The 16,874-nt window shown below is 53.3% G+C and carries 18 protein-coding genes and 1 pseudogene; 10 read left to right on the forward strand and 9 right to left on the reverse strand.

The features are described from left to right. Nucleotides 1-182: 182 nt before the first annotated feature. The 4 genes from Q4606_RS00755 (at nt 183) to Q4606_RS00770 (ending at nt 4,131) form a co-directional block, all read left to right on the forward strand. Nucleotides 183-1,094, forward strand: coding sequence for an NAD(P)-dependent oxidoreductase (locus tag Q4606_RS00755; protein WP_303594863.1), 912 nt, complete (start codon nt 183-185; stop codon nt 1,092-1,094). Between the two features lie 6 nt (nt 1,095-1,100). Next, nucleotides 1,101-1,874 carry a hydroxypyruvate isomerase gene (hyi, locus tag Q4606_RS00760; protein ID WP_303606375.1) on the forward strand — a complete coding sequence of 258 codons (774 nt, stop codon included), beginning with the start codon at nt 1,101-1,103 and terminating at the stop codon, nt 1,872-1,874. A gap of 108 nt (nt 1,875-1,982) precedes the next feature. Then, nucleotides 1,983-2,663 (forward strand): response regulator transcription factor, encoded by a 681-nt coding sequence (locus Q4606_RS00765; RefSeq protein ID WP_303594860.1) that lies wholly within the window; start codon nt 1,983-1,985, stop codon nt 2,661-2,663. After that, a complete protein-coding gene (locus Q4606_RS00770) occupies nt 2,650-4,131 on the forward strand; it encodes a HAMP domain-containing sensor histidine kinase (RefSeq protein WP_303594858.1) in 1,482 nt (493 codons plus the stop codon). The genes Q4606_RS00765 and Q4606_RS00770 overlap by 14 nt, the downstream gene beginning before the upstream one ends. Nucleotides 4,132-4,134: 3 nt before the next feature. On the opposite strand, the gene Q4606_RS00775 is transcribed toward Q4606_RS00770, so the two are convergent. Both Q4606_RS00775 and greB read right to left on the reverse strand, forming a co-directional pair. After that, complete coding sequence (locus Q4606_RS00775) at nt 4,135-4,416, reverse strand: hypothetical protein (RefSeq protein ID WP_303594856.1); 282 nt, start codon at nt 4,414-4,416, stop codon at nt 4,135-4,137. A 251-nt stretch (nt 4,417-4,667) separates the two neighbouring features. Further along, nucleotides 4,668-5,141: a transcription elongation factor GreB gene (gene greB, locus Q4606_RS00780; protein WP_303594855.1), complete on the reverse strand. Its 474-nt coding sequence runs from the start codon at nt 5,139-5,141 to the stop codon at nt 4,668-4,670. A 146-nt stretch (nt 5,142-5,287) separates the two neighbouring features. On the opposite strand from greB, the gene Q4606_RS00785 reads away from it, so the two are divergent. Continuing rightward, on the forward strand, nt 5,288-5,746 hold the full coding sequence (locus Q4606_RS00785) for a hypothetical protein (RefSeq protein WP_303594853.1): 459 nt from the start codon (nt 5,288-5,290) through the stop codon (nt 5,744-5,746). Nucleotides 5,747-5,830: 84 nt separating this feature from the next. On the opposite strand, the gene Q4606_RS00790 is transcribed toward Q4606_RS00785, so the two are convergent. The 4 genes from Q4606_RS00790 to Q4606_RS00805 form a co-directional block, all read right to left on the reverse strand. Beyond that, entirely contained in the window at nt 5,831-6,091 is a 261-nt protein-coding gene (locus Q4606_RS00790) for an acyl-CoA-binding protein (protein WP_303606376.1), read from the reverse strand. A 382-nt stretch (nt 6,092-6,473) separates the two neighbouring features. Then, nucleotides 6,474-7,121, reverse strand: coding sequence for a hypothetical protein (locus Q4606_RS00795; protein WP_303606377.1), 648 nt, complete (start codon nt 7,119-7,121; stop codon nt 6,474-6,476). A gap of 99 nt (nt 7,122-7,220) precedes the next feature. After that, a complete protein-coding gene (locus Q4606_RS00800; protein ID WP_303606378.1) occupies nt 7,221-8,027 on the reverse strand; it encodes a DUF2971 domain-containing protein in 807 nt (268 codons plus the stop codon). A 481-nt stretch (nt 8,028-8,508) separates the two neighbouring features. Next, entirely contained in the window at nt 8,509-9,057 is a 549-nt protein-coding gene (locus Q4606_RS00805; protein WP_303606379.1) for an HNH endonuclease family protein, read from the reverse strand. A gap of 713 nt (nt 9,058-9,770) precedes the next feature. Between Q4606_RS00805 and Q4606_RS00810 the strand changes: the two are divergent. From Q4606_RS00810 to Q4606_RS00830, 5 genes and pseudogenes are all read left to right on the forward strand, one after another. After that, a pseudogene (locus Q4606_RS00810) lies at nt 9,771-9,893 on the forward strand (hypothetical protein); the annotation flags it as partial. Between the two features lie 162 nt (nt 9,894-10,055). Beyond that, nucleotides 10,056-10,379 carry a YqjD family protein gene (locus Q4606_RS00815; RefSeq protein ID WP_303594843.1) on the forward strand — a complete coding sequence of 108 codons (324 nt, stop codon included), beginning with the start codon at nt 10,056-10,058 and terminating at the stop codon, nt 10,377-10,379. After that, entirely contained in the window at nt 10,379-10,900 is a 522-nt protein-coding gene (locus Q4606_RS00820) for a hypothetical protein (protein ID WP_303594841.1), read from the forward strand. The genes Q4606_RS00815 and Q4606_RS00820 overlap by 1 nt, the downstream gene beginning before the upstream one ends. A 295-nt stretch (nt 10,901-11,195) precedes the next feature. Next, nucleotides 11,196-11,774 carry a porin family protein gene (locus Q4606_RS00825; RefSeq protein WP_303594839.1) on the forward strand — a complete coding sequence of 193 codons (579 nt, stop codon included), beginning with the start codon at nt 11,196-11,198 and terminating at the stop codon, nt 11,772-11,774. A gap of 180 nt (nt 11,775-11,954) precedes the next feature. Then, nucleotides 11,955-12,737 carry an ATP-binding protein gene (locus tag Q4606_RS00830; RefSeq protein ID WP_303606380.1) on the forward strand — a complete coding sequence of 261 codons (783 nt, stop codon included), beginning with the start codon at nt 11,955-11,957 and terminating at the stop codon, nt 12,735-12,737. Between the two features lie 9 nt (nt 12,738-12,746). Here Q4606_RS00830 and Q4606_RS00835 read toward each other — a convergent pair whose 3' ends face one another. The 3 genes from Q4606_RS00835 to pdsR are packed head-to-tail and all read right to left on the reverse strand — an operon-like array spanning nt 12,747 to nt 16,836. After that, nucleotides 12,747-14,054, reverse strand: a complete 1,308-nt coding sequence (locus Q4606_RS00835; protein ID WP_303606381.1) for a DUF3422 family protein — start codon at nt 14,052-14,054, stop codon at nt 12,747-12,749. A gap of 16 nt (nt 14,055-14,070) precedes the next feature. Then, the gene (locus Q4606_RS00840) at nt 14,071-16,131 is read right to left on the reverse strand and encodes a histidine kinase dimerization/phospho-acceptor domain-containing protein (RefSeq protein WP_303606382.1); all 2,061 of its coding nucleotides are present in this window, start codon (nt 16,129-16,131) and stop codon (nt 14,071-14,073) included. A gap of 3 nt (nt 16,132-16,134) precedes the next feature. After that, the gene (pdsR, locus tag Q4606_RS00845) at nt 16,135-16,836 is read right to left on the reverse strand and encodes a proteobacterial dedicated sortase system response regulator (protein WP_303594833.1); all 702 of its coding nucleotides are present in this window, start codon (nt 16,834-16,836) and stop codon (nt 16,135-16,137) included. Nucleotides 16,837-16,874: the final 38 nt, after the last annotated feature.

Below are 16,874 nucleotides of genomic sequence, written 5' to 3' on the forward strand. Positions count from 1 at the left end.
GGCGTTTTTGTTTGCGCCTTTTGTATCTTATAGTCTGGTGTACGAAGCAATTGGACAGGCCCTTCCACAACACGCTGTGAATACATCCCTGTACGCTCGGCTCCGCCATCCATGGCTCCGCACGGTTTTGCAAAGGCCTGCCCAATTGCTTCTTCCCGATACTTGAAATCGAGACCGCTAAAATGACAAAAGAAGTTCCTCAGATCGCATTTCTCGGCATTGGCCTGATGGGTGCTCCCATGACCCGCAATCTGCTGGATGCTGGTTTCCCCATGACTCTTTGGAACCGCACAGCCAGCAAGTGCGAGCCGTTTGCTAGTGAAGCAACGATTGCTGACACTCCTGCAGATGCCGTGCGAACAGCAGATGTTGTGATCACCATGCTGGAAAACAGCGACGTGGTGGAACAGGTGTTGGTTGCAAGCGGCGCATTGGAAGCCATCAAACCGGGGGCTCTGCTAATTGATATGAGCTCCGTTCAGCCCTCGGTGGCTCGTCGTCACGCTGCGCTTGCGGCTGAAAAAGGCGCAGGTTATGTGGATGCTCCGGTTTCCGGTGGCACTCTGGGAGCGCAGGAAGCGCGCTTGAGTATTATGGCTGGCGGCTCTGAGGAAAATGTCTCCCGGGCTAGGCCAGTGTTTGAGGTGCTCGGCAAGTGCACGCGGATTGGCCCTGTGGGGGCCGGGCAGCTTGCCAAGCTGGCAAACCAGGCGATTGTGGGCATTACCATCGGGGCAGTGTCTGAAGCCCTTCTATTGGCCGCCAAGGGCGGTGCGGATCCGGCGGCAGTGCGCGAGGCGCTGATGGGAGGCTTTGCCGGCAGCCGGATTCTGGAGTTGCATGGTCAGCGCATGATTGACCGCGATTTTGCACCTGGTGCGCCTGCCCGTATCCAGCTGAAGGATCTGCGTATGATTCTGGATGAGGCTCGGGCAGAGGGGTTAACGCTGCCACTGTCGCAACAAGTGCATAATGAATATTTGTCTCTGGTAGCCAATGGCCATAGTGATGCTGATCACAGCGGCTTGTTGCTGGAACTGGAACACATTAACGGAACCCGCCTTGGTGCTACCGGCCCGGGCCCCAAGGAGTAATTGCCCATGCCGCGTTTCGCTGCCAATCTGTCTATGCTGTTTACCGAAGTACCCTTTCCTGAGCGCTTCGCCAAAGCGGCTGAGGCCGGGTTTACCGGTGTCGAGTATCTTTTTCCCTACGCCTGGCCCAAAGAAATGCTCTCCAGTGCGTTGAAAGACAATGGTCTTACGCAGGTTCTGTTCAATCTGCCCCCGGGTGACTGGGATGCCGGCGAGCGTGGCATTGCCTGCCTTCCGGATCGGGTTGAAGAGTTTCGCGCCGGGGTGGCTCAGGCGATCGAATATGCGCGGGAACTGGATTGCAAACGGTTGAACTGCCTGGCCGGCCTGAAACCGGTGGAGCTGGATGAGGAGACGGCCTGGAAAACGTTGGCAGCCAATGTTGCATGGGCGGCTGACAAGCTTGCGGATGAGGGCATTACACTGTGCCTGGAAGCCATCAATTCACGGGTCGACATGCCCAGATTTTTTCTCGATACCTCCGGTAAGGTTATTGCGCTGATCGAGGAAATTGATGCGGATAACTTGCGCTTGCAGTACGACATATACCATATGCAGATCATGCACGGGGACCTCATGCGCTCCATGGAGTGCCTGCTGCCATGGATTGGTCACATACAGTTTGCGGATAACCCCGGCAGGAACGAACCAGGAACCGGAGAGATTAACTTTCCGAATGTTTTCGCCGCCATCGATAAGATGGATTATGACGGCTGGGTAAGTGCCGAATACCGGCCCTCAGGCGCCACAACAGAAAGCCTGCACTGGATAACGGCCTAGACCCGACCGTCGCCATTGGCGACACCCTCTTACAAGATCGTAACTGGCCGGTGTCCCGAGTTATTCGTACTCTGTTGTTAATGTAATTCGCTATCAGGAGGGGATCCGGTGAAAGCGCTGGTAATCGAAGACGATCAGGACGTAGCAAATTATCTCGTTAAAGGTCTGAAGGAATCAGACTTTGTGGTCGATCACGCTGCTGACGGCAAAGACGGAATGATGATGGCCGCCAGTGGCGAGTACGACATCATGATTGTCGACCGTATGCTTCCGGGCATGGATGGGCTTTCCATCATCAAAACCGTTCGTGCCACGGGAAACCAGGTGCCGGTTCTGATCCTCAGCGCGCTGGGCGATGTAGACGATCGCGTTGAAGGCCTTAGAGGCGGTGGTGATGATTATCTTACCAAGCCTTTCTCTTTCACCGAGCTCCTGGCCCGGATCGAGTCGCTGGTACGCAGAAATCGCCAGTCTGCGGAAACTGAAACCGTGCTGAAGGTAGCCGATCTGGAAATGGATCTGCTGGCCCGCACAGTGAAGCGCTCCGGTCAGAATATCGATGTTCAACCCCGGGAGTTCCGGTTGCTTGAATATCTGATGCGTAACGCAGGACAGGTGGTCACCCGGACCATGCTGCTGGAGAAAGTCTGGGATTATCATTTTGATCCCCAGACCAACGTGATCGACGTGCACATCAGCCGTCTGCGAGCCAAGATCGATAAGGAATTCGAAACACCCCTACTGCAGACCATCCGGGGTGCAGGGTACATGTTGCGTGAAACTGCTTAGCCAGCTCAGGACATCGTCCTTCCAGCTTGCCCTGCTGTACATGGTGGTATTTGCCACCTCGGTATTTTTGTTACTGGCCTTTATTTACTGGCGTACAGCGGGCTTTATGACCGCCCAGACCGACGAAACTATTGAAGCTGAAATCGCCGGGTTGGCGGAGCAATATCGGGGGCGTGGCGTAAATGGCCTGATCACGATTATTCGTGAGCGGGTCGCACGTGATCCCAATGCCAAAACCATTTACCTGCTTACCACTGAAGAATTTGTAAAACTGGCAGGCAACATAGAGACCTGGCCGGATGGATCCCGCTCGGAAAGTGGCTGGATCAATTTTACGCTTAACTCGGATGTTGGTTGGACCGGCTCCGAGCGGCTTGCCCGGGCCCGCATCTTCGAGGTTCAGGGTGGGTTGAGGTTGTTGGTTGGCCGGGATGTTGATGAGCTAACCAGCCTCAAGCGGGTTATTGAAACGGCCATCAATTGGGGTATGGGAATAACCCTTGCACTGGCGTTGCTTGGCGGCTTTTTAATGAGCCGAAGCACAACGCGGCGTATTGAAGTGATCAATAATACCTCCCGGCGAATCATGAACGGACACCTCTCCCTCCGTATACCGACTCGCGGTACAGAGGATGATTTCGATCAGCTCGCGGAAAACCTTAACCAGATGCTGGATCGGATTGTTTACCTGATGGAAGGTATCCGGCACGTGTCTGACAGCATCGCCCATGATCTTCGCACCCCTTTGACGCGCCTGCGTAACCAACTTGAAAACACCCTGATGTCCGTTGATAACGACGAGGCGAGAGAGCAGGCAGGCCGCGCCGTTGCAGAAGCGGACCAGTTGCTGGCGACGTTCAACGCACTTTTGCGAATCGCCCGCCTGGAAACCAAGGGCAATTCCGGTGATATGAAGCAGGTTGCTCTGGATGAGCTGGTATCCGATGCCTGTGAACTCTATGAAGCGCTGTCTGAGGATAAGGAGCAGGTATTTGATCAGTCTCTTGAGGCCGGGGTCATCATCGAAGGGGACAGGGACCTGTTGTTCCAGATGATCAGCAACCTGATTGATAACGCCATTAAATACACGCCCGAGCATGGCACGATCGGTGTGGCGGTGCGAAAAGAGGGAGAAGATGCAGTTTTCGAAGTTCGGGACAGTGGTATTGGTATTCCCGATGATGAGAAGGACCAGGTTTTCCAGCGCTTCTACCGCGTTGGCAAGAGCCGCTCACTTCCGGGTAACGGCTTGGGCCTCAGCCTGGTAAGTGCTGTTGCCGAGATTCATCAGGGCAGGATTATACTTAGCGATACCTACCCGGATGAAACGCCACCTGGCCTGACGGTAGCTGTGCACATGCCTGCATATATCCGTTTACGCAAACGCATCAAGGCTACCCAAGCCGAGCAGGCGCCGGACTCTGCCGGCGGAGACACTTCCCCTTCTGCAGAAACCGGCAACGCCTGAAGTTCAGTGGCTCGGGCGGAACCGGTTTACCTGCGAAAGCACCGGCCCGACCAAGGCATCTTTGCGGGTTTCAATCTGCTGGGTAAGCCGTTCGAATTGTGAGCGGCGAAGGTTCAAGCGAACCTGAATGCTGTCCCACTCACCCTCAAGATGCTTTTGTTCCAGCATCAGCAAAGCCGCAATATTGTGGCGATTAACCTTTCCGGTAATGCCCATCTGGTCGAGGCGAAAGCCCAAGGCATCGACGCCCTCAAGGGCCATATCCAGGAACTTCTGTGTATTCATTCTGCTATCTCCAACGCTAAAGCGGATAAAAAGATTTGATACGTGGAAGCTATCGCCGTTCCCTAGAGTGTACAACCTAATTCGGTGTGCCGGCTGTTGTGTTCTCACCCTGACTAAAAGGTAATCCATCAGCAAGGGCGTGGTAATACCGGGTGTGGAGAATAGGCACTGTAGATAGAAGCAAGCATCAATAGCCGCTTGCTTCTTCCTCCAGCACAGCGCTAGCCTTACCCCGTTTTGACGGGGTTTTTTTATGCCTTGTATTCAATGGCATTGATATACCAAGTAATCGTCCCGGCCTCAGTTCTTACCTCCGCCTCGTCGCCCACTTCCTTCTTCAGCAGTGCCCGGGCCATTGGCGAATCGATAGAAATATAATCGGTGCGATTGAAGATTTCGTCGTAGCCAACAATTCTGAATTTCAAAATCTTGCCATCGTCGTTTTCCACTTCCACCCAGGCACCGAAAAAGACCTTCCCTTCCTGCTCCGGGCGTTGATCAACCACCTTGAGATTCTCGAGGCAGCGCCTCAGGTAGCGCACACGCCGGTCGATTTCCCGAAGCCGCTTCTTGTTGTATTGATAGTCAGCGTTTTCACTGCGATCACCAAGGCTAGCCGCCCAGTTCACTTTTTTCGTGACTTCCGGGCGCTCGAACCGCCAGAGCTCATCAAGCTCTTTCCGCAAGTCTTCATAGCCCTGGCGGGTAATAAGTGGTGTTTTCAAGGCTGCTCCGGCTAATGCGTTGAGAGTGAGTTTGGAAACTTGTCACAAATCGGTCAATCAATCGAGAAATACGACTAACTTGGCGATAGACTGATCAAAAATTGACACCTTTCAACGAAGGCGTGTCTCAGCTCAGGAAGGGCGCCATGAATGTCTTGCATCCTATTGCCAGATCGTCTGAATTGACACGCTCTGCGCTTATCTCCATAGCTTTCCTGCTCATGGTGGCAGGATCTGTCAGTGCGCAAAGCAACGCCGGAGACGGCCTGGTGTTCGAGTTGGAGCAACGTTCAACACTGGAAACCATTCCTTTCAGATCCATCGCTGAAGACGACCTGTCTGATACGGTGATTGAGGGCGGCCTGGCGGCTCCTGCGGAAGGGGTTCCTGTGCAGCCGGCAGGTGACGATGATTTTTATCTGGACCCTCTGGCGTTGCAGCCTGGCGATAGCCGGACAGATCTCGGCCGTTCAGAGATACCGGTAGAGTTTCGCTTCAGCACGCCCAAGTCCATCCCCGGACAGACACACAGCAACAATTACGTGATTCGTCCACCGGAGAATCGCACGTACGATGCACTCAATGTGAATATGACCGACCGCTGACAGGTACACGCTATTAACAGATGCCCTGCATGGGGATTTTGATCCCGACGGATATCTGCCGGGATCGGAACGCAAGCTGGCTTGTTATTTGAGCGCTTCGAGTTTATCGATGTATTTCTGCATGGCATCATCTTTGGACATGCCCTTGCACTTTTCCCAGGCGTCGTATTTGGCGCGGCCAACAAAATCCATCATGCCCGGGCGCTTGCCCGATACATCTCCGGCGGTTGCCTGCTTGTATAAGGCATAAAACTCCAGCTTCATTTCGTTGGAAGGCTTGAAGTCGCCTTCCGCATTCTGGATGTAGTTTACCGCTTCGTCGAATCTGGCTTTCAGGTCGCTCATATTTGTTTGCTCCTTGGTAATGGGATCTTGCAGAGATGTTCCGAAAGTATTCATAGGAGTATAGCTATGGCACTGCGAGCAGTCATTGACCGAATCTCCGGTTGCTATTGCCAGTAAGGCACAGTGGCATCCGGTTTCGAAAAAGTTTGCACATGATTAAAGTTTGGTGATTTTTTCATGCGGAATCTCCCTCCGTGTAGCTTACGGAAAACTCCACTTCTGATCACAGCTCTTTATCGGGAGGATTACAGGACAGCTTCGGTCGCAAAGCGAACATTCAGATGGTGCGATAACGCTTGCAGCATGCGCGCCCTTGGAATGGAGCCAAAGGCGTAATGTAATGGGCGTCCCCGTGCCCGCAGTGGTTATGCCTATCTGGATGTCAGCAATCTGCCTCAAGCCACTTGCATAACTTCTCGACCTCGGCGATGACGGCCTCTAGCTTAACCTCATCTACATACACATTCGGAGACAACCACCAGGACAACTCCCCATCGTCAAAGCTGATGGCTTTTTGATCAGCTTCAGAAACAAAATATGGAGATGGATATTTCTCCAAGTCACTTTTGGAATGAGTTGTCTGTAGCATGGTTAAGACTTCCGGATGCTGGCCCCGATTTCGGGCAAGAACAGCCTGCTCGATCAAGTCCAGATCCGCAGGGCACCCCTCCATATCAAGGCCAACATCCTCGAGAATCTTACGATAAGCATGAAACCATCCCTTAGCGTGCTTTCGTTTGTACTTTTCGCCACGTTGTCGCTCATGCCGCAAGTGAACCCAGTCATTTAGGAAAAGCTGGAGTGATGAAGCCACCATTGACAATGCCGTCAAGCCTAAGGACTCCAGTCCGGTTTTAGCATCCTGCCATTCCTGAAGATAAGGAGGCTCCTCAGGCTCATTATACTCCGGAACAAATGGTGGCTCTTCGTTTTCGATCGCCGCCACTATATTCGTGAACGGCTTTGAAGCATTGCTATAAAAGTATTTAGCAAACTCCAGCCGGTCTCTCAGAAAAAATACAAGATCCACCGTGCACCTCATATCGCATAACGCCTTGAATAAGCCGCCAACTTGGAGCGTCAGCGGAAAATTGGTCGGCTTAATTCACTGGTTAATGAGTTCTCGGCTTCAAATATATCTATAAGAAGCCCCGCCAAAACCACCAATCGAAATGTTCCATTTGCATCCCTGCCGACGAGCAATATCTGGCAACTCTTGGATACCCTTTATAGCTAGATCAAGATTAGAATTTGGACCTATGGAAATCCTAACATTGGTCTCTATATTCGGTAGCTCTATGGGCACATAAGGAATAAGAAAATTTCCTCTTGATGAGGCGCGAAGTTCTCTCTTTTCCCAATCTCTGCCAACTAGCCTAGACTCATTTTCTGATGCGAACGAATCAGACTTAAAGGCGTCAGACATGTGTGCCAGACGGTTCAAAAATTGCCCAGTTTCCTTAAAGTTATTGCATAACTCTAATGGGGAAATTCCACTCCTATCATAGCTCTTTAATGCTTGTATAAGATCTTTTAAGTAGCGGAGTATTTCTCCGTCATGGTTGTCACGGGCGTACTCACATCCGATCAGCTCAGTTGTGGGGATCTTATTTAAATAATCGCTTTCAAAACCGATGGCGTATCCGCCATCCGGAGGCGTGTAGGTTCTATATAGGCTGAGATTATCATGGCCGGCAGAAAAGCAAGCGACAAAGGAATGTTTGTTTTTGTTCAAAAAATACTCGATAGCTTCTTTTAGATATTCATCAACTCCAAGTCCATGCGCACCCTTCGAATTAACGTACCTCCGCAATCTTTCCCTTGGTATGGCACCTTCTTTGCTGTCATTCATGTAGTTTATGTTGGTAGCCCATATCTTTCTTTTAAGCACAATTTCTTGAATAACAAACGCGCTTGTGTAGTGAAAAAGTTCCATATAGCGGCTACCTTATTTTTTGGCAACAATCTCATAACAGAAATTAGGCGGCGCGCTTTGTCATTGCAGCAATTTGACTGCGTCATTATTACTGACTTTGATCCATCAATCGCGCTGCACATAAATCGATAAAACAATAGCTTAGCCGAGCATGGCCCTCTTTGCCATGTAACCATTCAGCGCCTGCAATATGCTCCGCCAATCATACGGGATGAAATGGCTGTGATTAACTTGGAGCCTCTTGGGGAAGGCCCTGAATCGAACGTTCGCTTTTGTTTAAAGGCGGATGTAATTGAAGTGATCAACTGAGCCCCGACAGTATTTTAAGTTATTGTCCCGCAATTCTAAGTGGCCCTGAGACGGGGCCACTGTCAGGTCAATCCTTTGTTCAGCCAAACCAACAAAGCCTTACTGTTCGCAACGAACAGGTAAAGTTCATGCCTTATTGAACGTGTAATCCCCCCCCCAATCTAACAGGTCGTCAGCTTTGGCAGTCATTCAGGAAGACTCGTGTCCACTCGTTTTCAGCCAGTCGCGGCTCGAGTTTGTAGATCTTCACTATTCGGTAAAAGCGAGCCACATACCCGCAATGCCCAGCAGGCGGTAACCATTCGTTAGGTCCTTTGGCTCCTTTGCTGCGATTCAAACTTGCCTCGACTGGCCAAAGATTCACTGGGTCATTCGCAAATCGTTCGCGCTTTTCACGTGACCACTGCGCTGCCCCACGATCCCAAGACCAGGCTAACGGCACCACATGGTCGATATCGATGTCGGATGCGTTCTGAATAACTTGGTTTGTGAACGAGCTGATCCAGCGGCCGGTAACGACACGACAGCGCTTGTCCGTAGCAAACCGTACCGGTGTGGTAGAGGTCGCAATAAGGGCTTCAGCTCGACTGTCCTGGCAATCCCCGTCTGTATCATCCCAACCATGCCCGAACGCCGAGCGCTCATACTCATAGGTTTGTGACATTGCCAGAGTTTGTTGAGACAGGATCAATGTGGTCTTTTCAGTTACACCTTTAGGCAATTTGCCTCCGGCATCTGAGCAGTCATCCAGCGATTGAAAAGCCCGATAGTTTTGTGTTTGTTCATACCATCTGCTCTGTGGAGGATGGCATAGGCCGCTGCTGGACATTTTCACTACGTCGGCAATCGCCGTTTGGCTGATCAGTCCGAAAGTGCTCACAACCAAGAAAATAACTATTCTGATACTGCGTTGCATTGGTCAATCTTGTCCGCGGCAGGCGGTGTCTTAAGCCGCTCTAGAGGTGAATGCTATGGGTTTGCCAAGTGGCCAAGCAGAAAACACCAAAGGCGTTACTACAGCCATTATTAGTTTCAATGCCGCCTCAGAAAAGCCAATAATGCTAGCGGCTTATACGTCATTGCGGGGAGCCCGGCGGTCGGGAATTCTATTAGACGACCTACAGCGATCACAACCATTAGCGTCCGAGGCTGTCTTAAAGAGTGCTCGTTGCGTCGATGAATTCGAAGAATAAAGCTTGTAACTCCGGAGTTACAGTGTGTGCAAAAGCTTACGTTGGTGTGAGATTTTGCTTACAGAAGTTTTGGCGCGCAGTGTTTAATCTGCAGCAGAGTCGACTAGCTAGCACAGTGTCGGCTTACCTCCGGCATGGATGCCAGGAAAGCGCGACACCTGCATAGTGGTGTGACTGCCAAGGAGAGGCTTGGCTTCGTTATTCTGCACAATAAACCCAGATTATGCGCGGCAAAAACCTACCCGCACCTGGCACCTGCATCACCTTCAAATATTACGGCCATACGGCAACCGGCTTGCCACGTTTCGCAAGCTTTTTGCGTGTGCGAGAGGACGAGCCCGAACCGTCCTGCTTTGCGGCGTAATACGGTTTTTCGGGTTTTATTGGGTGCTTCTGTCTGGGCTGTAACTTGTCATGCGTATCAGGCCATGTGCTAGAGTGATTTGTGTATGGCTTTATGGGCTCTTGTAGTCGCTCATCCCAGGCCGTTGTCGAATGTAGTCAGAAATCAATCAGGAGACAGCTCATGGAAAAGCAAACAGCACAAGACGAGTACGCCCGCGTGAAAGAGGATCTTCAACTTTTACGAGAGGACATGGCATCGCTGACCAAAGCGGTTGCTGATGGCCAGAAGTCCAACGCTAATGACCTGAAAAGTGAAATCAGCCGTGAAACCCGGGCGGTGTTGGATCAGCTTCGCAAGCGAGGCGATGAGGCTCTGAACCGCGCTACTGAGGCTGGCTCAAAGTCCGTTGAGAGTGTGGAGCATAAAATTGAGGAGCGGCCGTTTCTGAGTATTATCCTCATGTTCCTGGCGGGCGTGATTGTTGGCAAAATGCTTGATCGCTGATGCTGCCTGATTCTGCAACTATCCAGAGCACCCTTCGTAAGGCAGTAGCGGCCCTCACCGGGGTCGTGCTGGCTCTGGTACTTCTTACGGCGTTGCTGATCACCGGCTTCTATTTTCTGGTTAACGCAGCAACCCTGGCCTTGGCTCCCCTTGTGGGCGAGCCAGGTGCTATGGCAATCACCGGGCTTGCATGCCTGTGTCTATTGGCCCTGTTTTTCTACCGCATGACTCGTCCCGCCAGAAAGCTGCGCGATAGCGATAATGAAAGTAAACCGTCTGGCTCAGGAAGCGGTTCACCCGTCGAAGTTTTGCGCTCGTTGATCCAGGGCAATCCGATCGAGGCAGCTCTGATGGCTTTTGCCGTCGGTGTTGTGGAACAGGGTGACCCGAGACTGAAAAACCTGTTGCTTCAGGGAGGCATGACTCTGATGCGACAATCTGCCGGCTCTGGCGGCAGTCCCCAAAGTGATGAATCCGAAGAGGCGCCTGCGCATTCGACGGATAATTCGCCCTCCGAATAATCTGTTTGCCCCTCTGATAACCCCGTAATTCTCTTTACTGCAAGCTTGGCAAGGTTCCTGTGTTTGGTTCAGGTGTGCGTGAGCTATTTTTTTAAGTTTATGATTAAAAAGCTAATTTTTTCCTTTTAAGAAAAAAATTAAGAGAAGATGAATAGATTTTAGTCCGGATGTAACCCAAACCGAGGAACAGAACTACTAGGGTAGTGGCATGCATTTCAGAGGCAGCGATCAATTCTTTTCGTGACTCTAGAAACGCACCAACGAATGGAACTCAAACTAGCGAGGAAGAATCATTATGAACTCTAACTCTCGTATTGCACTAGCTACCGTTTTGTCCGCCAGCGTGTTCGCAGCTCCTGTGGCTCTCGCCCAGAGCTCAGCCGACCGTGACTCATCTGGCCCGTACATCAAAGGTAGTTACGGCGGTTACAAGTCACACGGCGGCGATTTCGATGATTCGAATGATCTGTACGGAGCAGGCCTCGGTTATCAGTTCAACGAATTCTTCGCTCTGGAAGCGAACTATGTGGATTTTGGCAACTTCGGTGAAGACGATGTCGAAGGTAAGCTCAAGGGTGGAGCGCTTGTCGCTATAGGCCGCTTGCCGGTCACCGAGAGCTTCGGTGTGTATGCCAAAGCCGGTGCGTTTGCTGCCGCGCTTGATGTTGATGCTTTCGATGAAGATGAGACTTACGACGATGTAAGCCCTGTTGTCGGTGCCGGTGTAGACTTCCGCATCACTGAACACCTGACTACGTTCCTGGAGTACAATCGTTATAACGTCGACATCGACGAAGATGATTTTAATGGCCAGTTGAACAATTCTGGTCCGGACTTTGATACCGCTCAGGTTGGTCTCAAGTTCCAGTTCTGATCGAAGTGATGTGACCCCCAAAAAGGTGCGGAGACTTTGTCTCCGCACCTTTTTTTTGCTTGTTTTTGTGCCTTCTCTTCGGCCGATAGCTCGTCTGCCGCTCTTGCAGATATACTAGCTTTCGGTGCTCCGGGAACAAGCCTGGGCACAGACCTTTAATGCTGTTCAGGAAAAGAGCTAATGTCTGGAAATATACCCTTTGACTGGTCTTCAACTCCCGCCGCAGTTTGGCGCCGCCATCGCGCAGGTCTTCGTGCAGTCAGGCGCCTTGATCCTGTTCAATGGGGTGCTTTGACTGGTATTGATCGTCAGCAACAGGCTCTGGCGCGCAATACTGAACGCTTTCTTGCGGGAGATCCTTCGAATAACGTGCTTCTTTGGGGGGCCAGGGGAACCGGCAAATCGTCCCTGATCAAGGCATTGCTGAACCGCTATAAAGAAAATGGCCTGCGCGTCATTGAAGTAGACAAGGACGATCTGGTGAACCTGCCGGAGATTGTTGATGATATCTGCGACCTGCCATTTCGCTTTATCATCTTCTGTGATGACCTGTCTTTCGACGTAGGTGAAACCGGGTACAAGGCGCTGAAAAGTGTGCTTGAAGGGTCGCTGGAGCTACCGCCCGACAATGTTCGAGTCTACGCCACCTCCAATCGTCGTCATTTGATGCCGGAGTTCATGTCCGACAACCTGAACAGCAAAGTTCAGGACGGGGAGCTCCATCCTGCTGAAGCAATAGAAGAACAGGTTTCGTTGGCTGATCGTTTTGGCCTGCAATTGTCCTTCTACGCGTTTTCTCAGGAGGTTTACCTTCAGGCAGTGGATGCTCTGTTTCCAGAGGTTTCCGACCGGGAAGACCTGCACCGTGAAGCTATCCGCTTTGCAACTTCCAAGGGCGTACGAAACGGGCGCACGGCGCAACAGTTTTATCGGCAGTTTTCCGGAAACGAGAACCCTGGTTGAAGCCTGCGGCTATTGCCGTTTGGCCAGACGCATGAAGTGGTGGTGCACGAATCGTATGCCCAGATACACCAGCGCCAGCGTGACCGGAATGGCAATGCCCAGAGTCAGGGTTTTGTTGAAGATGATTCCGGCTTCGTAAACCGAGTCCAGGATCAGCTTCAGCAGGCCAATCAGGTAGTAGGTGATGGCGACAACCGAGAAACCTTCAACGGTGTGCTGCATCATCAGCTGGATTTTCGAACGCCTGTCCATGGAACTGAGTAACTGCTGGTTCTGGCTCTGAATCGCCAGCTCTACCCGGGTGCGCATCATGTCTGAGGCGCGGTCTACACGTTTTGAAAGATCTTCCAGGCGTTCGCTGACGGCTTCACAGGTTTTGACGGCCGGAGTCAGGCGGCGGGTCATGAATTCCGTAAGGGTAAGGTGCCCGGAAAGCTCATCTTCCCTGAGTTCTTCCAGTCGTGTCAGTACCAGGCGGTGGTAGGCGCGAGTGGCGGAGAACCGGAAGGTGGCGTTCGCCCTGAACGCTTCAATACGGGCGGCTATATTGGTTAGCTGCGCCAGCAGTTGCTGCTCGTCCACATCGTGGTTGTCGGCCAATGCCTGAGTGATGATGGCCAGCTTCTGATCCATGTCGTTGAGCGATGGCGTGATCTCCCGGGCTACGGGCAGCGCCAGCAGTGACATTAGTCGGTAGGTTTCAATCTCCATAAGCCGCTGGGTCAGGCGGCCTAGCTGGCTATCTGACATCTTATGGTTCACTACCATAAAGCGCCCGAAACCATCTGTATGCAGCCTGAATGTGCCCCACACCTTTGCGGCGCCTTCCTGGGGGCTGCTGCCAACCAGTCGTAATCCCTCAAAGTGTTTACGAATGTCGTCGGGGTCACCCTCGGCGCCTGCCTCTGCAGGAAGTATGTCCAGATGGAAGGCCGCAACGACCGTGCCGGGCAGTTGTTCCAGCCAGGCTTGCGGCAGCGGGCTGATACCGGTTTCGGCAAAAGGTTCCGAATCGCTCGCGGCCAGGTTAATGAACGTGTAGGAGGCAAACTCCAGGTGCATCTCCCTGCGCACCCTCAGTGTTCCGAATGTTTGCTCTAAACAACCGGTTTCCTGCTCGGGGGCCGGATAGCCCAATTGCTCAGACAGGGCCTGCAGATGTTTAAACTGCTGCTCGCGTTGGGCCGGTGTGGTTAGCACCGCAATGTGGGTAACCCGGGCGGAACTGGGGAGAACCTGGTAAGGCCGGGAATGCAGCTCGTTATAGAGATCGTCCCTGAGAGGGTGAATCTCAAGAGATTCAAGTAGCTCGCTCACGGTGAGGGGGCCTGTTTTATAAATGGGTGGCCGGAATGATAACCCGGAAACAGACACCGTCAATGCTGCTTTGGGCTTCATTAACCGCTTCTACGCGCCCGTTGTGAAAATCAGCGATCAGTTGGACAATCAACAGTCCCTGGCCCAAGTGTCCCTCTTCCCGGCCTTCTCGCACTGATACGAAGGGGCTGAAAATACTGGTGTCAGGGTTAGCTGGCAGAGCTGAGCCTTCGTTGAACACAGACAGACAAATCGAGTTCTCGGTTCGCTCCAGGCCAGTGATGATCCGGCCATCAGGTGGTGTGAAATCCCGGGCATTGTCCACCAGTTTATCCAGCAGTTGCACGATCAGTTCAGGGGAGCCAGTCAGGGTTACGTCAGACACCGGCCCTGTGTACTGAAACTGGTGATGCTCATCCAGGGTCTGGTAGGCCGCAGTCGCCTGGCTGATGACGTCTGCAAGGTCAAACGTTTCCTTGTCGGCATGATCAAAGCTCTGCTCCAGTCGGGCTGCCTCGCTCATACCATTGAGAATTTTCCGCAAACGTTCCGTAGCCGCAGCCGCTCGCCCTATGTATTGCGAGCGCTCTTCGTCCGTGGTGCTGTGGGTTAGGTTCTCCAGGGATGAGCGAACAACGGCAACAGGGGTTTTGAGTTCATGGGAAAGACGGCGGGAAAAACTCTCCAGGTATCGGTTATAGCCATGCAGCCGGTCGGCCATCTGGGCAAAATGATTTTGTAGCTGCCCCAGTTCATCCCGGGACTTTGAGGCAGGCACGGTGCCGGTAATCCGGCCGTCCTTATCGATACTGGCGTTGACCGCCCGCTGTAAACGGGTGATGCGCCAGGACAGCCAGCTCGCGTAGCCCAGTAGCACCAGGGTCAGGCCGATGATGATAAGAATGCTGCGGGCGATGACGGAACCCAGGGCCGAGCCCGACAGCGTCAGAAGTTGATCGAGAGACTGTTCCAGTACCAGAGTCCGGCCGCCGAATACGGGTTGAGTCGTCATCAGCCAAACGCTGTTGTCCTCATGTCGGACAAGACCTTCGTCAGTCAGGGCATGCATATCGAGCCGGTTGGTGCTGGCGGCCAGGGTTGAAGGTGTGGGTTGGTAAAGTTGTACCAGCGCCCTCAGGGCATTCAGGCTGATGTGCTCAGCAATCTGCAGAGGGCTGAGTGCTTCGAATTCTGGCTGTGCTTGCCGGGCGGGCGTTGCCTGTTGCGCGACCACCCAGCCTGCAGGCTCAACCAACCGGACAATTTGCCCTCTGCTCATTTCCTGGAGCAGTTGCCGCTCCAGCTCGGGTTTGCGTTCGACCAGAATAGGTAGGGGGTTTGTAGGCGTGGATATTTGCGCCGATTCCGGGCTTTCCTGCCACCGCGCGCTAAAGCCCAGGCGACTGCCTCGCGGCGGTTTAGGGAGCTCCAGTTCAAGCTGCCAGCCGCCCCCCACACTGTGCCAGTAGCCACTGATGCGGTAATCGGGTTTCTGTTCGGTACCCGTCGTGCTGTAAACAGTCGCGTAGACCTTGCCGGGTGCGGGGGTTCGGATGAGCCATGAGGCGGGCCGGATGTCCGGGTCCAGATTCCCGCTCGGAGGCTCCAGCCAGAGATAGAGTCGATCATGAACCTGATCTGGCGCATCGGGCTTGAAGAACACGGGCTGGCGGTTCCCGATGCGTATCAACAGGTACAGGTGGTGCTGATCGGTAGCCGCTTGCCAGCGCAGGGTAGGCTGCCCAGTGTTATCCGTTGGCACCTCTGGCTGAGCGGCAGACTGCCAGGGCTGGAACTGTTCTCCTTCGTCGTAACCTGGCCAGTCAGCGCTGTAGCCGTCCAGATTGAGGGGGCTGTTGAGATTTTCCACGTAAATGGCGGGTGTTCGGGGTGCCACAGGAGGAAGCCCGAGGCTGAGATCCCCGGAGGTTTGCGCCAGTCTTTCAGCCTGATCCTGTAACTGCTGGAGAGCCTGCTGTCGCAGGGCCTGATCCAGTTCCAGCACAAATTGCAGGCCCGCCCACGGGATCAGGAGCATCAACAGGCTGGCAACAAACAGCTGACGTTTGAGGGTCACGAATCAGAGCTCACGGGCGTTCCAGCGATAGCCCATGCCGTAGGCGGTCTGGATGCCATCGAAGGCGCTGTCGAGCTGCAGGAATTTGCTCCGGATGCGTTTGATATGGGATGTCACAGTGTTGTCGTCCAGGTGGGTGCTGGCTGCCTCCATCAGTTGGTCGCGGCTGCGTACGTGGCCGGGGTGCTGTGCCAGTGCGTGCAGCATCCAGAATTCGGTAACAGTGAGGTCTATTGCAGCCTGATCCCAGGCTACGGTCATGCGATCGACGTTGAGGCTAAGGCGCCCACGGTTTACCACTTCATCCGGCTTTTGCAGTGCCTCTGCCCAGGCGTCTGCCCGGCGCAGCAGGGCGGTGACCCGTGCCAGCAGGTGTTCCATGCTCATGTCTTTGGTGACGTAGTCGTCAGCGCCAAGTCGGAGTCCATGCACGGAATCGATATCGCTGTCGCGGGCGGTCAGGAAGATGACGGGCAGTGTTGCTGATAATGAGCGCAGGTCCTGACACAGAGTGAAGCCCCCTTCGGGCTCGTCGCCCAGGCCGACGTCAATGATGGCGAGGTCGGGCAGGGCCTGGCGTAGTACCTGCCAGGCAGAAGAACGGTCACCGTAGGTGGATACACGATAGCCGCGGCGTTCGAAGGCGGCGCGGTAGTTGTCGCGGATGGCGGGTTCGTCCTCTATCAGGACCAGGTGTTTTTTCATGGTTCTGGCTGTTGTCCGTGGTTGTTGGGCTCTATTTA

The sequence above is a fragment of the Marinobacter sp. 1_MG-2023 genome (genome assembly GCF_030549045.1).
Taxonomy (GTDB): Bacteria; Pseudomonadota; Gammaproteobacteria; order Pseudomonadales; family Oleiphilaceae; genus Marinobacter.